We start from the raw sequence: 14,771 nt of genomic DNA on the forward strand, positions 1-14,771 counted from the left end.
GAATTATGAAACAGACAGCGATTCCCGATCTCGACCTTGCCCTTGCGGCCTCTACCTTTGCCGCGCTTGGCAGTGAGCAACGGCTTGCGGTGCTGCGCAGCCTTGTGCGCGCGGGCCCCGAAGGGCTGAGCATCGGGGAGTTGGGCGAACGCACCGGCGTAACCGGATCGACCCTGACACATCACATGAAAATCCTGACACAGGCCGGGTTGGTCAGGCAGGAGAAACGCGGGCGCAGCATCATCTGCGCGGCCGTCGCCTATGACGAATTGAAATCCATCTCGGAATTCCTGTTGCGCGAATGCTGCGCCGACAGTGACCACCCCCATGAAGGACATACCCATGGCTGAGACAACCGTCCCGTCCCAAAGCCCCAAATGGCGCATCGACAAGGCCTGGGCCGCGCTGATTGTTATCCTGGCGCTGGTCGCCGTGCTGGACTGGGCGCAGTTCTGGCCGACGATCACCTTTGCGGTGGGTGCGCTCTGGCACACCGCGCCCTTCATCACCTTCGCCGTGCTGGCCGTCGCTTATATGAAGGCCAGCGGCGCGGAGACCCTGCTCGCCAAGGCGTTCGAGGGACGACAGGCCAAGATGATCGTGCTGGCAGCACTTCTGGGCGGGTTATCGCCCTTCTGTTCCTGCGAGGTGATCCCGTTTATCGCTGCCATGTTGGCGCTTGGGGCACCCCTGGGCGCGGTGATGGCATTCTGGCTGGCCTCGCCGCTGATGGACCCGGCCATGTTCCTCATCACCTCCGGCACGTTGGGTTGGGACTTCGCGGTCGCCAAAACCGTATCGGCGGTCAGTATCGGCCTCCTGGGCGGCTTCGCCACGATGCTCATGGCCAACAGCCCAGTCTTTGCCAACCCGCTACGCGAGGCAAAACAGGGCTGCGGCGGGTGTTGCAGCAGCAGCAAACCGTTCGAGGGCAAACCGGTCTGGAAATTCTGGTCCGAGGCGCCGCGCCGCGACACCTTCCGCAAGACGGCACTCGACAACGCGCATTTCCTGCTGAAATGGCTGGCGCTGGCCTATGTGATCGAAGCCGTGATGCTGCAATACATCCCTGCCGAAATGGTGGCGAGGGTTCTGGGCGGCGAAGGCCTCTGGCCGATTATCCTCGGCGCGTTGGTGGGTGCACCGGCCTACTTGAACGGCTATGCCGCCGTGCCACTGGTCGATGCGCTGCTGGCCCAAGGTATGACGCAAGGCGCCGCGATGAGCTTCGTGATCGCCGGCGGCGTCAGCTGCATCCCCGCCGCTATCGCGGTCTGGGCTTTGGTCAAACCGCGGGTCTTTGCGGCCTATATCGGCTATGCGATGGTCGGCGCGGTTCTGGCCGGGATGGCCTGGCAAGCCGTCGCCTGAGGCGGATACCATACGTCAAAAGAACCGGCCGCGCGCTGCCCGCGGGCCGGTTTTTTTGCATCAAACCCCATAAAACGCACCGGCTTTGTTGTCATGATCGGCAAAAATCCGACATAATGGCGCAAAGATTGGCTAAACAAGCCTTAACAATGCCCCGCTACAAGAGGGCAGGCCGAAGCAGTACCGGAGCCCTTGGATGCTCGAGTTCGAGAATGTCAGCAAGTCCTTCTGGACGGGCACACAGCGCAAGGTGATCCTTGAAAAGGTCTCCTTCCGGGTGGAGCTTGGCCGGTCGCTTGGCATTCTGGCCCCTAACGGTACGGGCAAAACGACACTTGTGAACATGATGGCAGGCCTCGAAAAGCCAGACGAAGGCAGCATCCGACGCGATTGCCGGATCAGCTTTCCCCTTGGCTTCATGGGTGGTGTGGTCAACAAGATTTCGGCCATGGAAAACAGCCGCTACATCGCCCGGCTATACGGGCTTGATCCGGACTATATCGAAGCGTTCTGCCGCTGGATGTGCAATCTTGGCGAATATTTCGATCAGCCGCTCGGCACCTATTCCTCGGGGATGAAGGCGCGCTTTACATTTTCGCTGATGCTGGCGCTGGATTTTGACATGTACCTGATCGACGAGGGCATGCCGAGTTCGACCGATGTCGAGTTCAACAAGAAAGCGGGCGAAATCCTGCGCGAACGGCTGCGCACAACAACCGTGATCATCGTATCACACCAGCCCAACACCCTGGAAAAATTCGCCCGCGAGGCCGCTGTCCTCATGGGCGGCAAACTGCATATGTTCGACACCTTGGAAGAGGCAAAACGGCTTTATGACTACGAAACCCAAGGCTAGGAAATTCCGCATTCGCCGCAATGCACCCGCCCCTGATGCCGCAGCGCCAGAGGCGGACGCCGCACGTCCCGAGGCGTCCCCGGACGCGGACCAGCAAGAGCAGGCCACGCAGGGGCAAAGCGGGCAGGTCAGCTCGGCGCGGGAGACGGCGACGTCGCAGGATATCGACGAAATCCGCAAAGAGGGGCTGACGGGGCGCCAGTTGCGCATGGCGCGCCGCATGGCGCAGAAACACGGGCTGGCGCCGGTGTCGGATTTTGACGCCGTCCGGCTGCTTCGGCAGAAAGGTATCGATCCGTTTCAGCGCATCAACATCCTCGAGGTCGTCGCCGGAGAGGATGCCGCGAAACCCGAAACCCGGCCGGACACGGCCCAGAAACGTGTGCAACTGCCCCAGACGATCCCCGCGGATCAGCAGACCCTGCCCTCGACCGATCTCAGCCCGTCCGAACAGCGCGCTGCCGAAATCATGGGCATCCAGCGCGACATTGCCAAGCGGCGGCGACGCAAGCTCCTCCTGCTGCTGTCGCGGCTCACGGCCTTCGTCTTTCTACCTACCCTGATCGCCGGCTATTACTACTACGCCGTGGCCACGCCGATGTACGCCACCAAATCCGAATTCCTTATCCTGACCGCCGATGGCAGCGGCGGCAGCGCGCCTGCCGGTCTGTTCAGCGGCACATCCTTTGCCACCGGCCAGGACTCGATCGCGACCCAATCCTATCTCCAATCGAAGGATGCGATGTTGCGGCTTGACCGGGAACTGGGTTTCCGCGCGCATTTCAGCCAGGAGCATATCGACCCGATCCAGCGGCTTGACCCGGATGCCAGTAACGAAGAGGCCTACAAGCTCTACAAAAAATACATCAAGCTCGGCTACGACCCCACCGAGGGCGTCATCAAGATGGAGCTTTCCACCGCCGACCCGGAGGTCAGCGCGCTCTTTTCCCAAAGACTGATCGAATATGCCGAGGAGAATGTCGATCAGCTCAGCAGCGAGAAACGAACAGATGCGGTTGAAACCGCGAACCGGGGCCTGGAAGATGCCAAGGCCCAACGCCGCGCGGCGCAGGAGCGCCTTGTGCAGCTGCAGGAGGGAACGATCCTCGACCCCGAAGGCGAGATCGCCGGCATCCGGCAGCTGGTCAGCACGGTGGAACTGCAGTTGCAGGAGAAACAACTGGCGCTGGATATTCAGCTCAACAATGCCAGGCCCAACCAGGCCAAGGTCGATGCGCTCACCAGCGAGATCGAAGTTCTGAGCGCGGAACTCAGCAAGCAGAAGGCACGGCTCAACCAGGCCACGGAGGGCGAAAGCTCCCTGGCGTCGCAAACCTCTGACATCCAGATGGCGCAGCAGGACCTCGCGACCGCCGACATCATCCTGCAATCGGCCCTGGAATCGAAGCGGTTGAGTGAGATCGAGGCCAATAAGCAGGTGCGTTACCTGACGGTCAGTGTACGCCCGGTCGCCTCGCAGGATCCCTCCTATCCGCGGGCGTTCGAGAACACGATCCTTGCCTTCCTGATCTTTGCCGGTATTTACCTGATGATATCGCTGACCGCCTCGATCCTGAAAGAGCAGGTTTCGTCTTAGGCGCAGCCGGATCGCATTGCGTGAGGACGTTGCAGCACATGAAACAGGTAGAGATCGCCGGACTGAATGTGGGCAATGACCAGCCGCTGACCATCATCGCCGGGCCCTGTCAGCTGGAAAGCACCGACCATGCGCAGATGATCGCCGGGCAGATGGCCGAGGCCTGCAAAGCCGCCGGCGCGCAATTCATCTTCAAGGGCTCCTTCGACAAGGCCAACCGCACATCGCTTTCGGGCAAGCGCGGGTTGGGGGTTGATAAGGGCCTAAAGGTGATGCAATCCGTCAAGGAAACGCTTGGCGTGCCGGTGCTGACCGATGTCCACCTGCCCGATCAATGCTCACCGGTGGCTGCGGTTTGTGACGTGCTACAAATCCCGGCCTTCCTATGCCGGCAGACCGACCTTTTGCTGGCCGCAGGCGAGACCGGGGCTGCAATCAACATCAAGAAGGGGCAGTTCCTCGCCCCCTGGGAAATGCCCAACATCGTGACCAAGCTGGAAAGCACCGGCAATACGCGCCTCATGCTGACCGAGCGCGGCACGAGTTTCGGGTATAACACGCTTGTGGCAGATATGCGATCCCTGTCGCAGATGGCCGCAACGGGATATCCGGTGGTGATGGATGCCACCCATTCGGTACAACAACCGGGCGGCAAAGGCGGATCAAGCGGCGGACAGCGCGAGTTTGCACCGGTCATGGCACGCGCCGCGGTTAGCCTTGGTGTCGCGGCGGTATTCATCGAAACCCATGAAGACCCCGATAATGCCCCCTCGGACGGGCCAAATATGATCCATTTGGCCGCAATGCCCCATCTTGTTGACACATTGATGCGCTTTGACGCGCTGGCAAAAGAGAATCCGATTTCGATCTGAAGAAAGAGTTTTGACAGTGACCAAACCCCAGCCGACCGTCACCCCCAATACCTGGGAATTCCTCCGCGATGCGATGATCACACCCACGGGTTTCCGCGAGTATGACGCGCGTTGGAAATACCCCGATGAGATCAACCTGCCCGGCATCACCGCGCTCGGCCTGGGCCTTGGCACGCAGATGCACGCGCGTGGCATTGACCCGGTGATCGCGGTTGGCAACGACTATCGCGACTATTCGCTTTCCATCAAAAACGCTCTGATCCTCGGGTTGATGCGCGCCGGGATCACCGTCAAGGATATCGGCCCCTGCCTCAGCCCCATGGCCTATTTCAGCCAGTTCCACCTGGACGTGCCGGCGGTGGCCATGGTGACGGCAAGCCACAACCCCAATGGCTGGACCGGCGTGAAGATGGGTTTTGACCGCCCGCTAACGCATGGCCCCGACGAGATGTCCGAACTTCGCGATATCGTGCTGGAAGGACGGGGAGAGCCACGCCCGGGCGGCGCCTATGAATTCGTGGACGGTGTGCGCGAGGCGTACCTCGATGACCTCGTCGGTGATTTCAAAATGAGCCGCAAGTTGAAGGTCGTCTGTGCGACCGGCAACGGCACCGCCTGCGCCTTTGCGCCTGAACTCTTCGAACGGCTGGGGGTTGAGGTTGTCCCCTCGCATAACGAGTTGGATTATACCTTCCCGAACTACAACCCGAACCCCGAAGCGATGGAAATGCTGCATGACATGAGCGCATCGGTGAAGGCCAGCGGCGCGGACTTTGCCCTTGGCTTTGATGGCGATGGCGACCGGTGCGGCGTGGTGGATGACGAGGGCGAAGAGATTTTTGCCGACAAGGTGGGCGTCATCATGGCGCGGGATCTCAGCAAACTGCACCCCGGCAGCACCTTCGTGGCGGACGTGAAATCCACCGGGCTTTTCGCCTCGGACCCCGAGCTTCAGGCCAATGGCGTCAAGGCGGATTACTGGAAAACCGGCCACAGCCACATGAAACGCAGGGTCAAGGAGATCGGCGCGCTGGCGGGGTTCGAGAAATCCGGGCATTACTTCCTGGCCGAGCCGGTGGGGCGTGGTTACGATTGCGGGATGCGCGTCGCGGTCGAGATCTGCAAGCTGATGGACCGCAACCCCGACATGAGCATGTCGGACTTGCGCAAGGCGCTGCCGGTCACCTATTCGACGCCCACGATGTCGCCCTGGTGCGCGGATACCGAGAAATACGACGTGTTGGAGCGGCTGGTGCAGAAGCTTGTTGCCAAGCACGAAGCCGGTGAAAAAATCGCCGGACGTCCCATCAAGGAAGTGGTCACCGTCAACGGCGCGCGGGTTATCCTCGATAACGGCAGTTGGGGGCTGGTGCGGGCGTCGTCGAACACGCCAAACCTCGTCGTGGTCTGCGAAAGCAGCGAAAGCGACGATGAAATGCGCGCCATCTTCGCCGATATTGACGCGGTGATCCGGACGGAGCCATCCGTCGGCGATTACGACCAGACGATCTGAACCCCGGGGCCAGGCGGGCCTCCCGCCAGTGCCCGTTCCATGCGGCGGCCGTCGGAGATGGCATCGTTTGAAAGGAACCGAGAGATATGGGCGAGCGTCAAAAAACACTGCTGCTGACCGGCGCAAGCCGCGGGATCGGACATGCCACGGTGCGCCATTTCGATCAGGCCGGATGGCGGGTCATTTCATGTTCGCGCCAACCCTTCGACGACAACTGCCCGTGGAGCGGTGGCGACAACCATATCCAGGTGGACCTTTCCGATCCGAACACGACGATCCGCGCCATTGAGACCATTCGCGAACGGCTGGATGGCTCCCTCGACGCCCTCGTCAACAATGCGGGTATTTCTCCCAAGGGGCCGGAGGGAGAGCGCCTGAACACGATCGACACAGATCTGCAAACCTGGGGTCGGGTTTTTCACGTCAATTTCTTCGCCTCGGTGGTTCTGGCCCGTGGCCTCAAGGACGAGTTGGCCGCCGCCAAGGGCAGCGTGGTCAACGTGACCTCGATCGCCGGATCCCGGGTGCATCCCTTTGCCGGGGCCGCCTATGCCACGTCCAAAGCGGCGCTGGCGGCGCTGACGCGGGAGATGGCGCATGATTTCGGGCCGATGGGCGTGCGCGTCAATGCCATCGCCCCCGGCGAGGTCGAGACCGCGATCCTCAGCCCCGGCACGGAAAAGTTGGTGGATGCCCTGCCGATGCGCCGCCTTGGCCAACCGGAAGAGGTCGCGTCCGCAATCTTTTTTCTATGCTCCGAGGCGAGTTCGTACATCTCGGGTGCCGAACTCGAAGTGAATGGCGCGCAACACGTCTGAGTGCGTCACGCCGCCAGCCCGCGCCCCTTGAGCAAAGCCTCGACGCCGGGAAGGCGACCGCGGAACGCCAGGTAAAGCTCCTCCGCATCCCGCGATCCGCCGGTTGAAAGGATATTTACTTCAAGCGCACCGGCACGCTCCGCATCAAACGCATCGCCCGCCTCCTCGAAAGCGGCGAAGGCATCGGCATCCATCACCTCGGACCACATGTAGCTATAGTAACCCGAGCTATACCCGTCGCCGGCAAACACATGGGCGAATTGCGGCGTGGCATGGCGCATGGTGATCGCCCGCGGCATGCCGATTTCCGCCAGCACGTCGGCCTGTTTCGCCATCGGATCGGCCGGTGCGGCACCTTCGTGAAAAGCTAGGTCCACCAGCGCCGAGGCGACATATTCCACGGTCTGGAAACCCATGTCGAAATTGGCAGCACCCAGCACCTTGTCGAGCATATCCTGCGGCATCGCCGCGCCGGTTTCAGCATGGGTGGCAAACTCGGCCAGCACCGCGGGAACCTCCAGCCAGTGTTCGTATAGCTGGCTCGGCAGTTCGACAAAATCACGCGCCACATTGGTGCCGGAAAGGCTCTCGTAGGTCACGTTCGACAACATCTGATGCAGGGCATGGCCGAACTCGTGAAAAAGCGTGCGCGCATCGTCATAGCTCAGAAGCGCCGGGTCACCCTTGGCAAAGTTGCAGACGTTGATGACCACGGGCCCCTGCACATCGGGGAACCTGGCCTGCCCCCGCATTGCCGAGCACCAAGCACCAGAGCGTTTTGACCCCCGCGCGAAGTAATCCCCAATGAAAACCGCCACATGGCCGCCATCTCGGGTCACCTCCCATGCGCGGCAATCCGGATGATAAAGGGCCACGTCGAGCGGTTTGAAATCGAGGTTGAACAACCGCTTGGCGCAGGCAAAGGCCGCCTCGATCATCCGGTCAAGCTGCAGATAGGGCTTGAGCGCCGCCTCATCCAGATCATGCTCGGCCTTCCGGCGTTTCTCCGCATAGTACCGCCAGTCCCACGGCTCCAGCGGACCATTGACGCCATCAGCCTGCATCATCGCGGTCAACACTTCGGCATCCGCCTCTGCGCGCGCCTTCGCCGGCTCCCACACATCCATCAGGAGTTGCCGCACCGCCTGGGGTGTCTTGGCCATCTCTGTTTCCAACTTGAAGTCGGCAAAGCTGTCATACCCAAGAAGGGCCGCGCGCTCCTGCCGTAGGGCCAGCGTCTCCGCAGCGATCCCACGATTGTCGGTGTCGCCACCATTCGCTCCGCGGGCCACCCAGGCATTGAACGCAATCTCGCGCAGGTCGCGCCGGGTAGAGAATTGCAGGAAAGGCACGATCAGCGACCGTGACAACGTGATGACCGGACAAACAAGACCCTTCTCGGCCCCCGCCGCCCGCGCGGCACCAACAAGGAAGTCCGGCAACCCGTCCAAATCTTCTTCGGCCAGTTCCATGTGCCAGGCGGCCTCATCCGCCAGCAGGTTCTGCGTGAACGCAGTGCCCAGTTCCGCCAGCCGGGCCATAATCTCGCGCATGCGCGCATCCTCATCACCGGTCAGGGCCGCGCCCGCACGGACGAACCCACGCCGGGTCAGATACAAAAGACGCTCCTGTTCCGCACCAAGGCCAAGCGTCTCGCGCGTCTGCCAAAGCCTGTCAATCCGCGCAAAAAGTGCCTTGTTCCCATGCACTTCCGAACTGTACGCCGCCAATTTCGGGCTGAAGACCCGCTGCAATTCCTGGCGCTTCGGATTGCTGTCGGCCCCGGCCAGGGAAAAGAATACCGACAACACCTTGTCGAGTGCCTTCCCGGATGTCTCTAACGCCTCGATAGTGTTGGCAAATGTCGCGGTCTCCGGCGCGCCGGCGATTGCGGCGATCTCCGTGCGGCCCTGCGCCAGGGCGATATCGAACGCCTCTTCGAAATCTGCATCGGAAATCCGGTCGAACGGCGCAATTTCGAAAGGTGTGTTCCAATCAGCCAGCAAGGGGTTTGTCATCCGAAGCTCCTTTTCCATGGCAGATAGGGCAATCCGCGCGGGGTTTGAGGGTGAATTTGCGGCTTTCGCCATAAAGCGCGTCATAGATCAGCATTTCACCGCACAAAGGCGTACCCGCCCCGGTGACAAGTTTGATCGCCTCCACCGCCATCATCGATCCAAGAACACCGGGCAGCGGCCCCAACACGCCCGCCTCGGCACAGGACGGCGCAAGTTCGGGCGCGGGTGCCTCTGGGAAGATACATTGATAGCAGGGCGTGCCATGGGCGGGATCAAACACGCTCAACTGCCCTTCCCATTGCGACAAAGCCCCGGAGATCAACGGCTTACCCGCTTGAACCGCGATCTTGTTGGCCAGGTACCGGGTGGCAAAATTATCGGTGCCGTCGAGGATCACATCATACTCGGCAAAAAGCGTCGCGGCGATCTCCTCGGTCAGGCGGCGTTGATAGGGACGCACGGTGACCGACGGGTTTTGCGCCTGCATCGCGGCCTGGGCGGACTGTACCTTGGGCATGCCGATATCCGCATCGCGATGAATGACCTGCCGTTGCAGGTTGGAGTTGTCGACCACATCGTCGTCGATCACCCCGATGGTCCCCACACCCGCCGCCGCGAGATAGAGCAGAACCGGAGAGCCAAGCCCGCCCGCGCCGATGACCAGGACCCGCGCCTCGCGCAGCGCCTTCTGCCCCGGCCCGCCGATTTCACGCAGGACGATATGGCGCGCGTAGCGTTCCAGTTGAGCCTCAGTGAACTGACCCGGTGTGCTGGCGGGCGCGGTCGGTAACGGATTGGCCCGGGCACGCAGCAGTCGCAGCCCTTCCCGATAGGCCAGCACAATCGCCGCCGCACCCCCAAGCAAAAGCCAGGGCGCGGCCGTTTCACCGGTGGCAAGCCGAAGCGGGTTGCCGGATGGCAGGATCAGGTGCAGGAAAACCACCCCAACCCAGAGACATCCGATCATCCCCCATCGCAGCGACCTCGGCGTTCCCATCGCGGCCCCAAGCCCCCAAAGCGCCACCGCCAGACCAAGAACCAGCACCATCAGACCCGCCCCGTCGATCCAAACCCGCCCGCCCCGCGCGCGGTATCATCGAGAGCCTCAACCAGTTCAAACGCCGCCTGCACCACCGGGGCGACAATCATCTGCGCAATCCGCATCCCGTGGGTGACATGAAACGCCTCGGCGCCCGCATTCATCACGATCACGCCCAAAGGCCCGCGATAATCGCTGTCGATCGTTCCAGGCGTATTGGGCAGCGTGATGCCATGCTTCAGCGCCAACCCCGACCGCGGGCGCAACTGCGCCTCGAACCCCACGGGAATGGCCACCCTCAACCCCGTCGGCACCAGCGCCCGCGCGCCCGGCGCAATCACCACGCCATCACGATCCGCCTCGGGAAAATTCGCCCGCAGATCAGCACCCGCCGCACCCCCCGTTTCATAGGCAGGCAAGCCCAGAGACCGGTCAGCGCCTTCGTCCCAGATCAGCCTGACCGTCACCATCCCCTGCCCTTTCATCTTGCCGGAAATACTCAAAATACCTCAGCTCAACGCCTTGGCAATCCGCTCCGCCAACCGTGCCGCCACCTGATCCTTGGCCATGCGCGGCCAATCTTCGGCACCCGCGTCTGAAATCAGGGTGATGTCGTTTTCAACGCCCCCCATAATTCCGGTACCCGCACTCACGTCATTGGCCACGATCCAATCACAACCCTTGCGCGCCCGTTTCGCGGTGGCGTTTTCGACCACATCATCGGTCTCTGCGGCAAAGCCCACCACCAGACCGGGCCGGCCCTCTTTCATCTGACTGACCGTGGCGAGGATGTCCGGATTTTCGGCAAAATCGAGCGTCGGCAACCCGCCCTTGGTCTTTTTCATCTTGCTGTCACTGGCCTTGGCAACGCGCCAATCGGCCACTGCGGCGGCAAAGACGGCGGCATCCGCGGGCAGCGCCGACTGTGCGGCGTCCATCATCTCCTGCGCGGTTTGCACGCGGATCACCTGCACGCCATCGGGCGGCGGCACATCGGCAGGTCCGGTGACAAACACCACCTCCGCCCCCAAGGCCGAAAGCGCCCGTGCAATCGCCGTCCCCTGCGCCCCCGACGACCGGTTGGCAATGTACCGCACCGGGTCGATCGGCTCGTGGGTGGGACCGGAAGTGACCAGCACACGCTTGCCATTCAACGGCCCGTCGGCGAGGGCGGCCTCAATCGCTGCGACGATCTCAAGGGGTTCCGCCATCCGTCCCGGACCATATTCGCCGCAGGCCATGTCGCCCGCGTTCGGGCCCACAAACATGATCCCGTCATCCTCCAGCGTGGCGCGATTGCGCCGGGTGGCGCGGTGCTCCCACATGCGGACATTCATCGCTGGCGCCACAAGAACCGGCGTATCGGTCGCCAGCAGCAGGGTCGAGGCCAGGTCATCCGCCTGGCCCTGCGCCATCTTGGCCATCAAATCGGCTGTTGCGGGCGCTACCACGATCAGGTCGGCGCTGCGGCTCAACTCGATATGACCCATCTCGGCCTCGTCGGTCAGATCAAAGAGGTCCTGAAACACCTTTCGGCCCGCCAGCGCCGACACCGAAAGTGGCGTGACGAATTCCGCCCCCGCCCGCGTCAGGACCGGTGTCACAGAGGCCCCGCGTTCGCGCAACCGCCGAATCAGATCCAGCGATTTGAAGGCCGCAATGCCGCCGCCAATGATCAGGAGGATACGTTTGGACACCAACATGGGCCATATTCCTTTTGGGTCTTGCGCGACAGTATTGCGGGATATGAACAGTGACAAGAGCGGGCCGCGCGGCAGTGACCGACGCTACTGAAAGGCGAGGCAGGGATCGGGACGGGGATGTGCGGGGCTTGAATGCACCTCGTCAAATCCGCCCTCAAGCGGCGCGCCATCCTCCGTCTGACCCAGAACTTGCACATCCAGATCGGGCGCCACCTGCGCCAGGATGGCCGGGACGCCCCAATCCTTGCGGGCATGTCCGTTGCCGGTGATCACCGCCACCGGTCCGCCGGTCTCCGCCAGGGCGCGGATGACCTCGCGGGCAAGGGTGGCATCGCGCAGACGTTGGATATCCACCATCGGCGCCAGCATGTCCTGGGGCAGCGCGTCGCAATGGGCCGCGGCTTGCAACTTCTCACGCGCCGCCTGCTCGGCTGGGGGCAAGGGCCGGGTCAGCCCGAAGCGGTCTGCATCCTCGCCGAAGGCAGCGGCCAGACCGGATGACATCGACTGCCGCGCCGCCTCCCGGGGAACCGCGGCACCAAAGATCTGCGCATCCGAGGCCACGAAAATCGGGTAATACATCGAAAAATCCGGCCATCCACTCTCGGACCAGCCTAATGCCGCTTCAAGTGCCGCCGCGTCCTGCAACAGATCAGGCGTGACCCGAGCCGCCTGCTCGGCGGTGAGCATCTCAAAAACAAGTGCCTTGGGGTCAAATTCCGCCACGCGGTCCGCCTGCACCACGTGGTGAGCCGGGTTGTCATGTATCTCACCAAGGATCAGCGCGTCCTGCGCCGACAAGCGCACAGGAAACAGGCCTACAAAGAGGCCGACAGTAGCGATAAGGGGTTTCATACCAAGAGGTTATGAACCTCGGACCCGTGGCGTTCAAGCTGTTTCCGCATCTTGACGAAGGCGGCGGCCTCAAGCTGCCGAACCCGCTCCTTGCTCAGGTTCAGTTCCTGGCCGAGGCTTTCCAGCGTGCGGGGCTGTTCGCGCAGCTTGCGTTCACGGACAATGAACCTTTCGCGGTCATTCAGCGTCCCCATCGCCTGCGTCAACCAGGTGCGCAGAGCCGCCTGGTCATGCTCGGCCTCGACCAGATGTTCGGCACGGGGGCCTTCATCCTCGATCGTGTCCATCCATTCGCGGCCTTCATCCTCGGTGGATTGTGTCGCGTTCAGGGAAAAGTCGGAGCCCGCCAGCCGACCTTGCATCATTTCGACGTCGCGAAGCGGCACACCGACCTCATGCGCGATCATCTCCCGCAGCTGATGGCCATCAAGCTCTTCACCCTTGGCCATCGCCTCGCGCTCGATCCGGGCCTGAACCCGGCGCATGTTGAAAAATAGCGACTTCTGGCTGGAGGTGCTGCCGGTGCGCACCATCGACCAGTTGCGCATCACGTATTCCTGGATCGACGCCTTGATCCACCACACCGCGTAGGTCGAGAAGCGAACCCCGCGGTCGGGATCGAACTTGTCGGCGGCTTTCATCAGGCCAAGCCCGGCCTCCTGGATGAGATCATTCATCGGCGCGCCATACCGCCGAAATTTCGATGCCATCGAAATTGCAAGCCGCATGTAGGCGTTTATCAGGCGGTGAAGAGCGGCCTCATCCTTGTGGTCGCGCCAGGCATAGGCAAGTTCACGTTCAGTTTCGGCATCCAGCATCTCGGCCTTCATCGCCGTGCGCGAAAAGTTGTTCTGGTATGGTGCGTCCAAAGGCATCTTCGGCCCCCTGTTCAATGGCTGCGTAATTTGCGCTCTTTTTCAGTTTCTCATCCAATGGTACGCAGGCCCAATCAAAGCGGATCAAAAAAGGGTGCGAATTCGTCATGCTACCAAAGCTGACACTGGTGCTGGGAGGCGCTGCCTCGGGCAAATCCGCTTTTGCCGAAGGGCTGGCGAAAAGGTCCGGTCGCGGGTTGATCTACCTCGCCACAGCGCAGGTTTTTGACGATGAGATGCGCGAAAAAGTGCGAAAACACAAGGAGATGCGCGGCGAGGGTTGGCGGACCCATGAGGCGCCGATGGATCTGGCACCTGCGATTGAGGCGGCGACCGGGGATGACGTGATCTTGCTTGATTGCGCCACGATGTGGTTGAGCAATCATTTGCTTGCAGAAAGTGACCTGACCCGCGCCGAGGCGGGTTTGATGGCCGCGCTTCAAGACTCAAAAGCGCCGATTATCGTTGTGTCCAACGAGGTCGGCCTGTCAGTTGTGCCGGACAATCAACTGGCGCGGCGTTTCCAGAACGCGCAAGGAAGGCTCAACCAATCCTTGGCGTCACGGGCCGATCTGGTCGTGAACGTGATGGCAGGACTGCCGCAGGTTCTCAAGGGTACGCTGCCATGAGCCGGTTTTTCTGGGTACGGCACGGTCCGACCCACGCCAAGGCCATGGTGGGCTGGTCCGACATCGCCGCGGATCTGAGTGACACGGCGCAAATTGCCCGCCTTTCGGCGCATCTCCCGGCTGACGCGCTCGTCATATCGTCGGACCTGATCCGCGCGACGGCCACGGCCGATGCCATCGCAGGGACGCGCGACCGCCTGAGCCATGATGCCGACCTGCGCGAAATCCATTTCGGCGCGTGGGAGATGCAGGGCTTCGATACCATCCCGGATCAGGACCATGTCCGCGCGTTTTGGGACCAGCCCGGCGATGTCCGCCCCCCCGGCGGTGAAAGCTGGCACGAGGTCGTTGCGCGGGTGGATCGCGGTGTTGCGCGCCTGATCGCGGCGCATCCGGGACGCGACATTATCGCGGTGGCGCATTTCGGCGCGATCCTAACACAGGTGCAACAGGCCCTGCAGGTGGGCGCTTATGAGGCCTTCAGCCACCGGATCGACAATCTCTCGGTCACCGAGCTGCATTGGGACGGCGCCCGGTGGCACGCCGAGGGCATCAATCACATTCCGTGATGGGCATCCGCACAAGGTTTTGTTTCTCCGCGGACGGCCCGGCGTCTAATCTGCGC

At 62.1% G+C, this 14,771-nt stretch carries 15 protein-coding genes; 9 read left to right on the forward strand and 6 right to left on the reverse strand.

Annotated features, from left to right (window positions below):
* Positions 1-5 precede the first annotated feature (5 nt).
* The 7 genes from RBB29_RS03625 to RBB29_RS03655 all read left to right on the forward strand — a co-directional run bounded on the left by RBB29_RS03625 (position 6) and on the right by RBB29_RS03655 (position 7,027).
* Positions 6-350 (forward strand): helix-turn-helix transcriptional regulator, encoded by a 345-nt coding sequence (locus RBB29_RS03625; protein WP_306112815.1) that lies wholly within the window; start codon positions 6-8, stop codon positions 348-350.
* Positions 343-1,371, forward strand: coding sequence for a permease (locus tag RBB29_RS03630; RefSeq protein ID WP_306112816.1), 1,029 nt, complete (start codon positions 343-345; stop codon positions 1,369-1,371). The genes RBB29_RS03625 and RBB29_RS03630 overlap by 8 nt, the downstream gene beginning before the upstream one ends.
* Positions 1,372-1,567: 196 nt before the next feature.
* Positions 1,568-2,227, forward strand: a complete 660-nt coding sequence (locus RBB29_RS03635; RefSeq protein WP_306112817.1) for an ABC transporter ATP-binding protein — start codon at positions 1,568-1,570, stop codon at positions 2,225-2,227.
* Positions 2,205-3,824: a capsule biosynthesis protein gene (locus RBB29_RS03640; protein ID WP_306112818.1), complete on the forward strand. Its 1,620-nt coding sequence runs from the start codon at positions 2,205-2,207 to the stop codon at positions 3,822-3,824. Before RBB29_RS03635 ends, RBB29_RS03640 begins: the two co-directional genes overlap by 23 nt.
* Before the next feature lie 38 nt (positions 3,825-3,862).
* Positions 3,863-4,696: a 3-deoxy-8-phosphooctulonate synthase gene (kdsA, locus tag RBB29_RS03645; RefSeq protein ID WP_306112819.1), complete on the forward strand. Its 834-nt coding sequence runs from the start codon at positions 3,863-3,865 to the stop codon at positions 4,694-4,696.
* 16 nt (positions 4,697-4,712) lie between these two features.
* Complete coding sequence (locus RBB29_RS03650; RefSeq protein WP_306112820.1) at positions 4,713-6,209, forward strand: phosphomannomutase/phosphoglucomutase; 1,497 nt, start codon at positions 4,713-4,715, stop codon at positions 6,207-6,209.
* A gap of 86 nt (positions 6,210-6,295) precedes the next feature.
* Positions 6,296-7,027, forward strand: coding sequence for an SDR family NAD(P)-dependent oxidoreductase (locus tag RBB29_RS03655; RefSeq protein ID WP_306112821.1), 732 nt, complete (start codon positions 6,296-6,298; stop codon positions 7,025-7,027).
* Between the two features lie 5 nt (positions 7,028-7,032).
* Here RBB29_RS03655 and RBB29_RS03660 read toward each other — a convergent pair whose 3' ends face one another.
* From RBB29_RS03660 to RBB29_RS03685, 6 genes are all read right to left on the reverse strand, one after another.
* On the reverse strand, positions 7,033-9,045 hold the full coding sequence (locus RBB29_RS03660) for a M3 family metallopeptidase (protein ID WP_306112822.1): 2,013 nt from the start codon (positions 9,043-9,045) through the stop codon (positions 7,033-7,035).
* The gene (locus RBB29_RS03665; protein ID WP_306112823.1) at positions 9,023-10,093 is read right to left on the reverse strand and encodes a molybdopterin-synthase adenylyltransferase MoeB; all 1,071 of its coding nucleotides are present in this window, start codon (positions 10,091-10,093) and stop codon (positions 9,023-9,025) included. Before RBB29_RS03665 ends, RBB29_RS03660 begins: the two co-directional genes overlap by 23 nt.
* Positions 10,093-10,554 (reverse strand): dUTP diphosphatase, encoded by a 462-nt coding sequence (dut, locus tag RBB29_RS03670; protein ID WP_306113091.1) that lies wholly within the window; start codon positions 10,552-10,554, stop codon positions 10,093-10,095. Before dut ends, RBB29_RS03665 begins: the two co-directional genes overlap by 1 nt.
* Before the next feature lie 39 nt (positions 10,555-10,593).
* Positions 10,594-11,787, reverse strand: coding sequence for a bifunctional phosphopantothenoylcysteine decarboxylase/phosphopantothenate--cysteine ligase CoaBC (coaBC, locus tag RBB29_RS03675; protein WP_306112824.1), 1,194 nt, complete (start codon positions 11,785-11,787; stop codon positions 10,594-10,596).
* A gap of 84 nt (positions 11,788-11,871) precedes the next feature.
* A complete protein-coding gene (locus tag RBB29_RS03680) occupies positions 11,872-12,642 on the reverse strand; it encodes a ChaN family lipoprotein (RefSeq protein ID WP_306112825.1) in 771 nt (256 codons plus the stop codon).
* Positions 12,639-13,517: an RNA polymerase factor sigma-32 gene (locus RBB29_RS03685; protein WP_306112826.1), complete on the reverse strand. Its 879-nt coding sequence runs from the start codon at positions 13,515-13,517 to the stop codon at positions 12,639-12,641. The genes RBB29_RS03680 and RBB29_RS03685 overlap by 4 nt, the downstream gene beginning before the upstream one ends.
* Positions 13,518-13,624: 107 nt before the next feature.
* Between RBB29_RS03685 and cobU the strand changes: the two genes are divergently transcribed.
* Both cobU and RBB29_RS03695 read left to right on the forward strand, forming a co-directional pair.
* Positions 13,625-14,146, forward strand: coding sequence for a bifunctional adenosylcobinamide kinase/adenosylcobinamide-phosphate guanylyltransferase (cobU, locus tag RBB29_RS03690; RefSeq protein ID WP_306112827.1), 522 nt, complete (start codon positions 13,625-13,627; stop codon positions 14,144-14,146).
* The gene (locus RBB29_RS03695; protein ID WP_306112828.1) at positions 14,143-14,715 is read left to right on the forward strand and encodes a histidine phosphatase family protein; all 573 of its coding nucleotides are present in this window, start codon (positions 14,143-14,145) and stop codon (positions 14,713-14,715) included. The genes cobU and RBB29_RS03695 overlap by 4 nt, the downstream gene beginning before the upstream one ends.
* The last annotated feature ends 56 nt before the right edge of the window (positions 14,716-14,771 follow it).

This window comes from Roseovarius sp. MMSF_3359, from assembly GCF_030733385.1.
GTDB lineage: Bacteria > Pseudomonadota > Alphaproteobacteria > Rhodobacterales > Rhodobacteraceae > Roseovarius.

Bases quoted from the DNA above. Each gene is read 5' to 3' on its own strand.
- RBB29_RS03625 (WP_306112815.1), top strand. From the start codon at position 6: ATGAAACAGACAGCGATTCCCGATCTCGACCTTGCCCTTGCGGCCTCT.
- RBB29_RS03630 (WP_306112816.1), top strand. From the start codon at position 343: ATGGCTGAGACAACCGTCCCGTCCCAAAGCCCCAAATGGCGCATCGAC.
- RBB29_RS03635 (WP_306112817.1), top strand. From the start codon at position 1,568: ATGCTCGAGTTCGAGAATGTCAGCAAGTCCTTCTGGACGGGCACACAG.
- RBB29_RS03640 (WP_306112818.1), top strand. From the start codon at position 2,205: ATGACTACGAAACCCAAGGCTAGGAAATTCCGCATTCGCCGCAATGCA.
- kdsA (WP_306112819.1), top strand. From the start codon at position 3,863: ATGAAACAGGTAGAGATCGCCGGACTGAATGTGGGCAATGACCAGCCG.
- RBB29_RS03655 (WP_306112821.1), top strand. From the start codon at position 6,296: ATGGGCGAGCGTCAAAAAACACTGCTGCTGACCGGCGCAAGCCGCGGG.
- RBB29_RS03660 (WP_306112822.1), bottom strand. From the start codon at position 9,045: ATGACAAACCCCTTGCTGGCTGATTGGAACACACCTTTCGAAATTGCG.
- RBB29_RS03665 (WP_306112823.1), bottom strand. From the start codon at position 10,093: ATGGTGCTGGTTCTTGGTCTGGCGGTGGCGCTTTGGGGGCTTGGGGCC.
- dut (WP_306113091.1), bottom strand. From the start codon at position 10,554: ATGGTGACGGTCAGGCTGATCTGGGACGAAGGCGCTGACCGGTCTCTG.
- coaBC (WP_306112824.1), bottom strand. From the start codon at position 11,787: ATGTTGGTGTCCAAACGTATCCTCCTGATCATTGGCGGCGGCATTGCG.
- RBB29_RS03680 (WP_306112825.1), bottom strand. From the start codon at position 12,642: ATGAAACCCCTTATCGCTACTGTCGGCCTCTTTGTAGGCCTGTTTCCT.
- RBB29_RS03685 (WP_306112826.1), bottom strand. From the start codon at position 13,517: ATGCCTTTGGACGCACCATACCAGAACAACTTTTCGCGCACGGCGATG.
- cobU (WP_306112827.1), top strand. From the start codon at position 13,625: ATGCTACCAAAGCTGACACTGGTGCTGGGAGGCGCTGCCTCGGGCAAA.
- RBB29_RS03695 (WP_306112828.1), top strand. From the start codon at position 14,143: ATGAGCCGGTTTTTCTGGGTACGGCACGGTCCGACCCACGCCAAGGCC.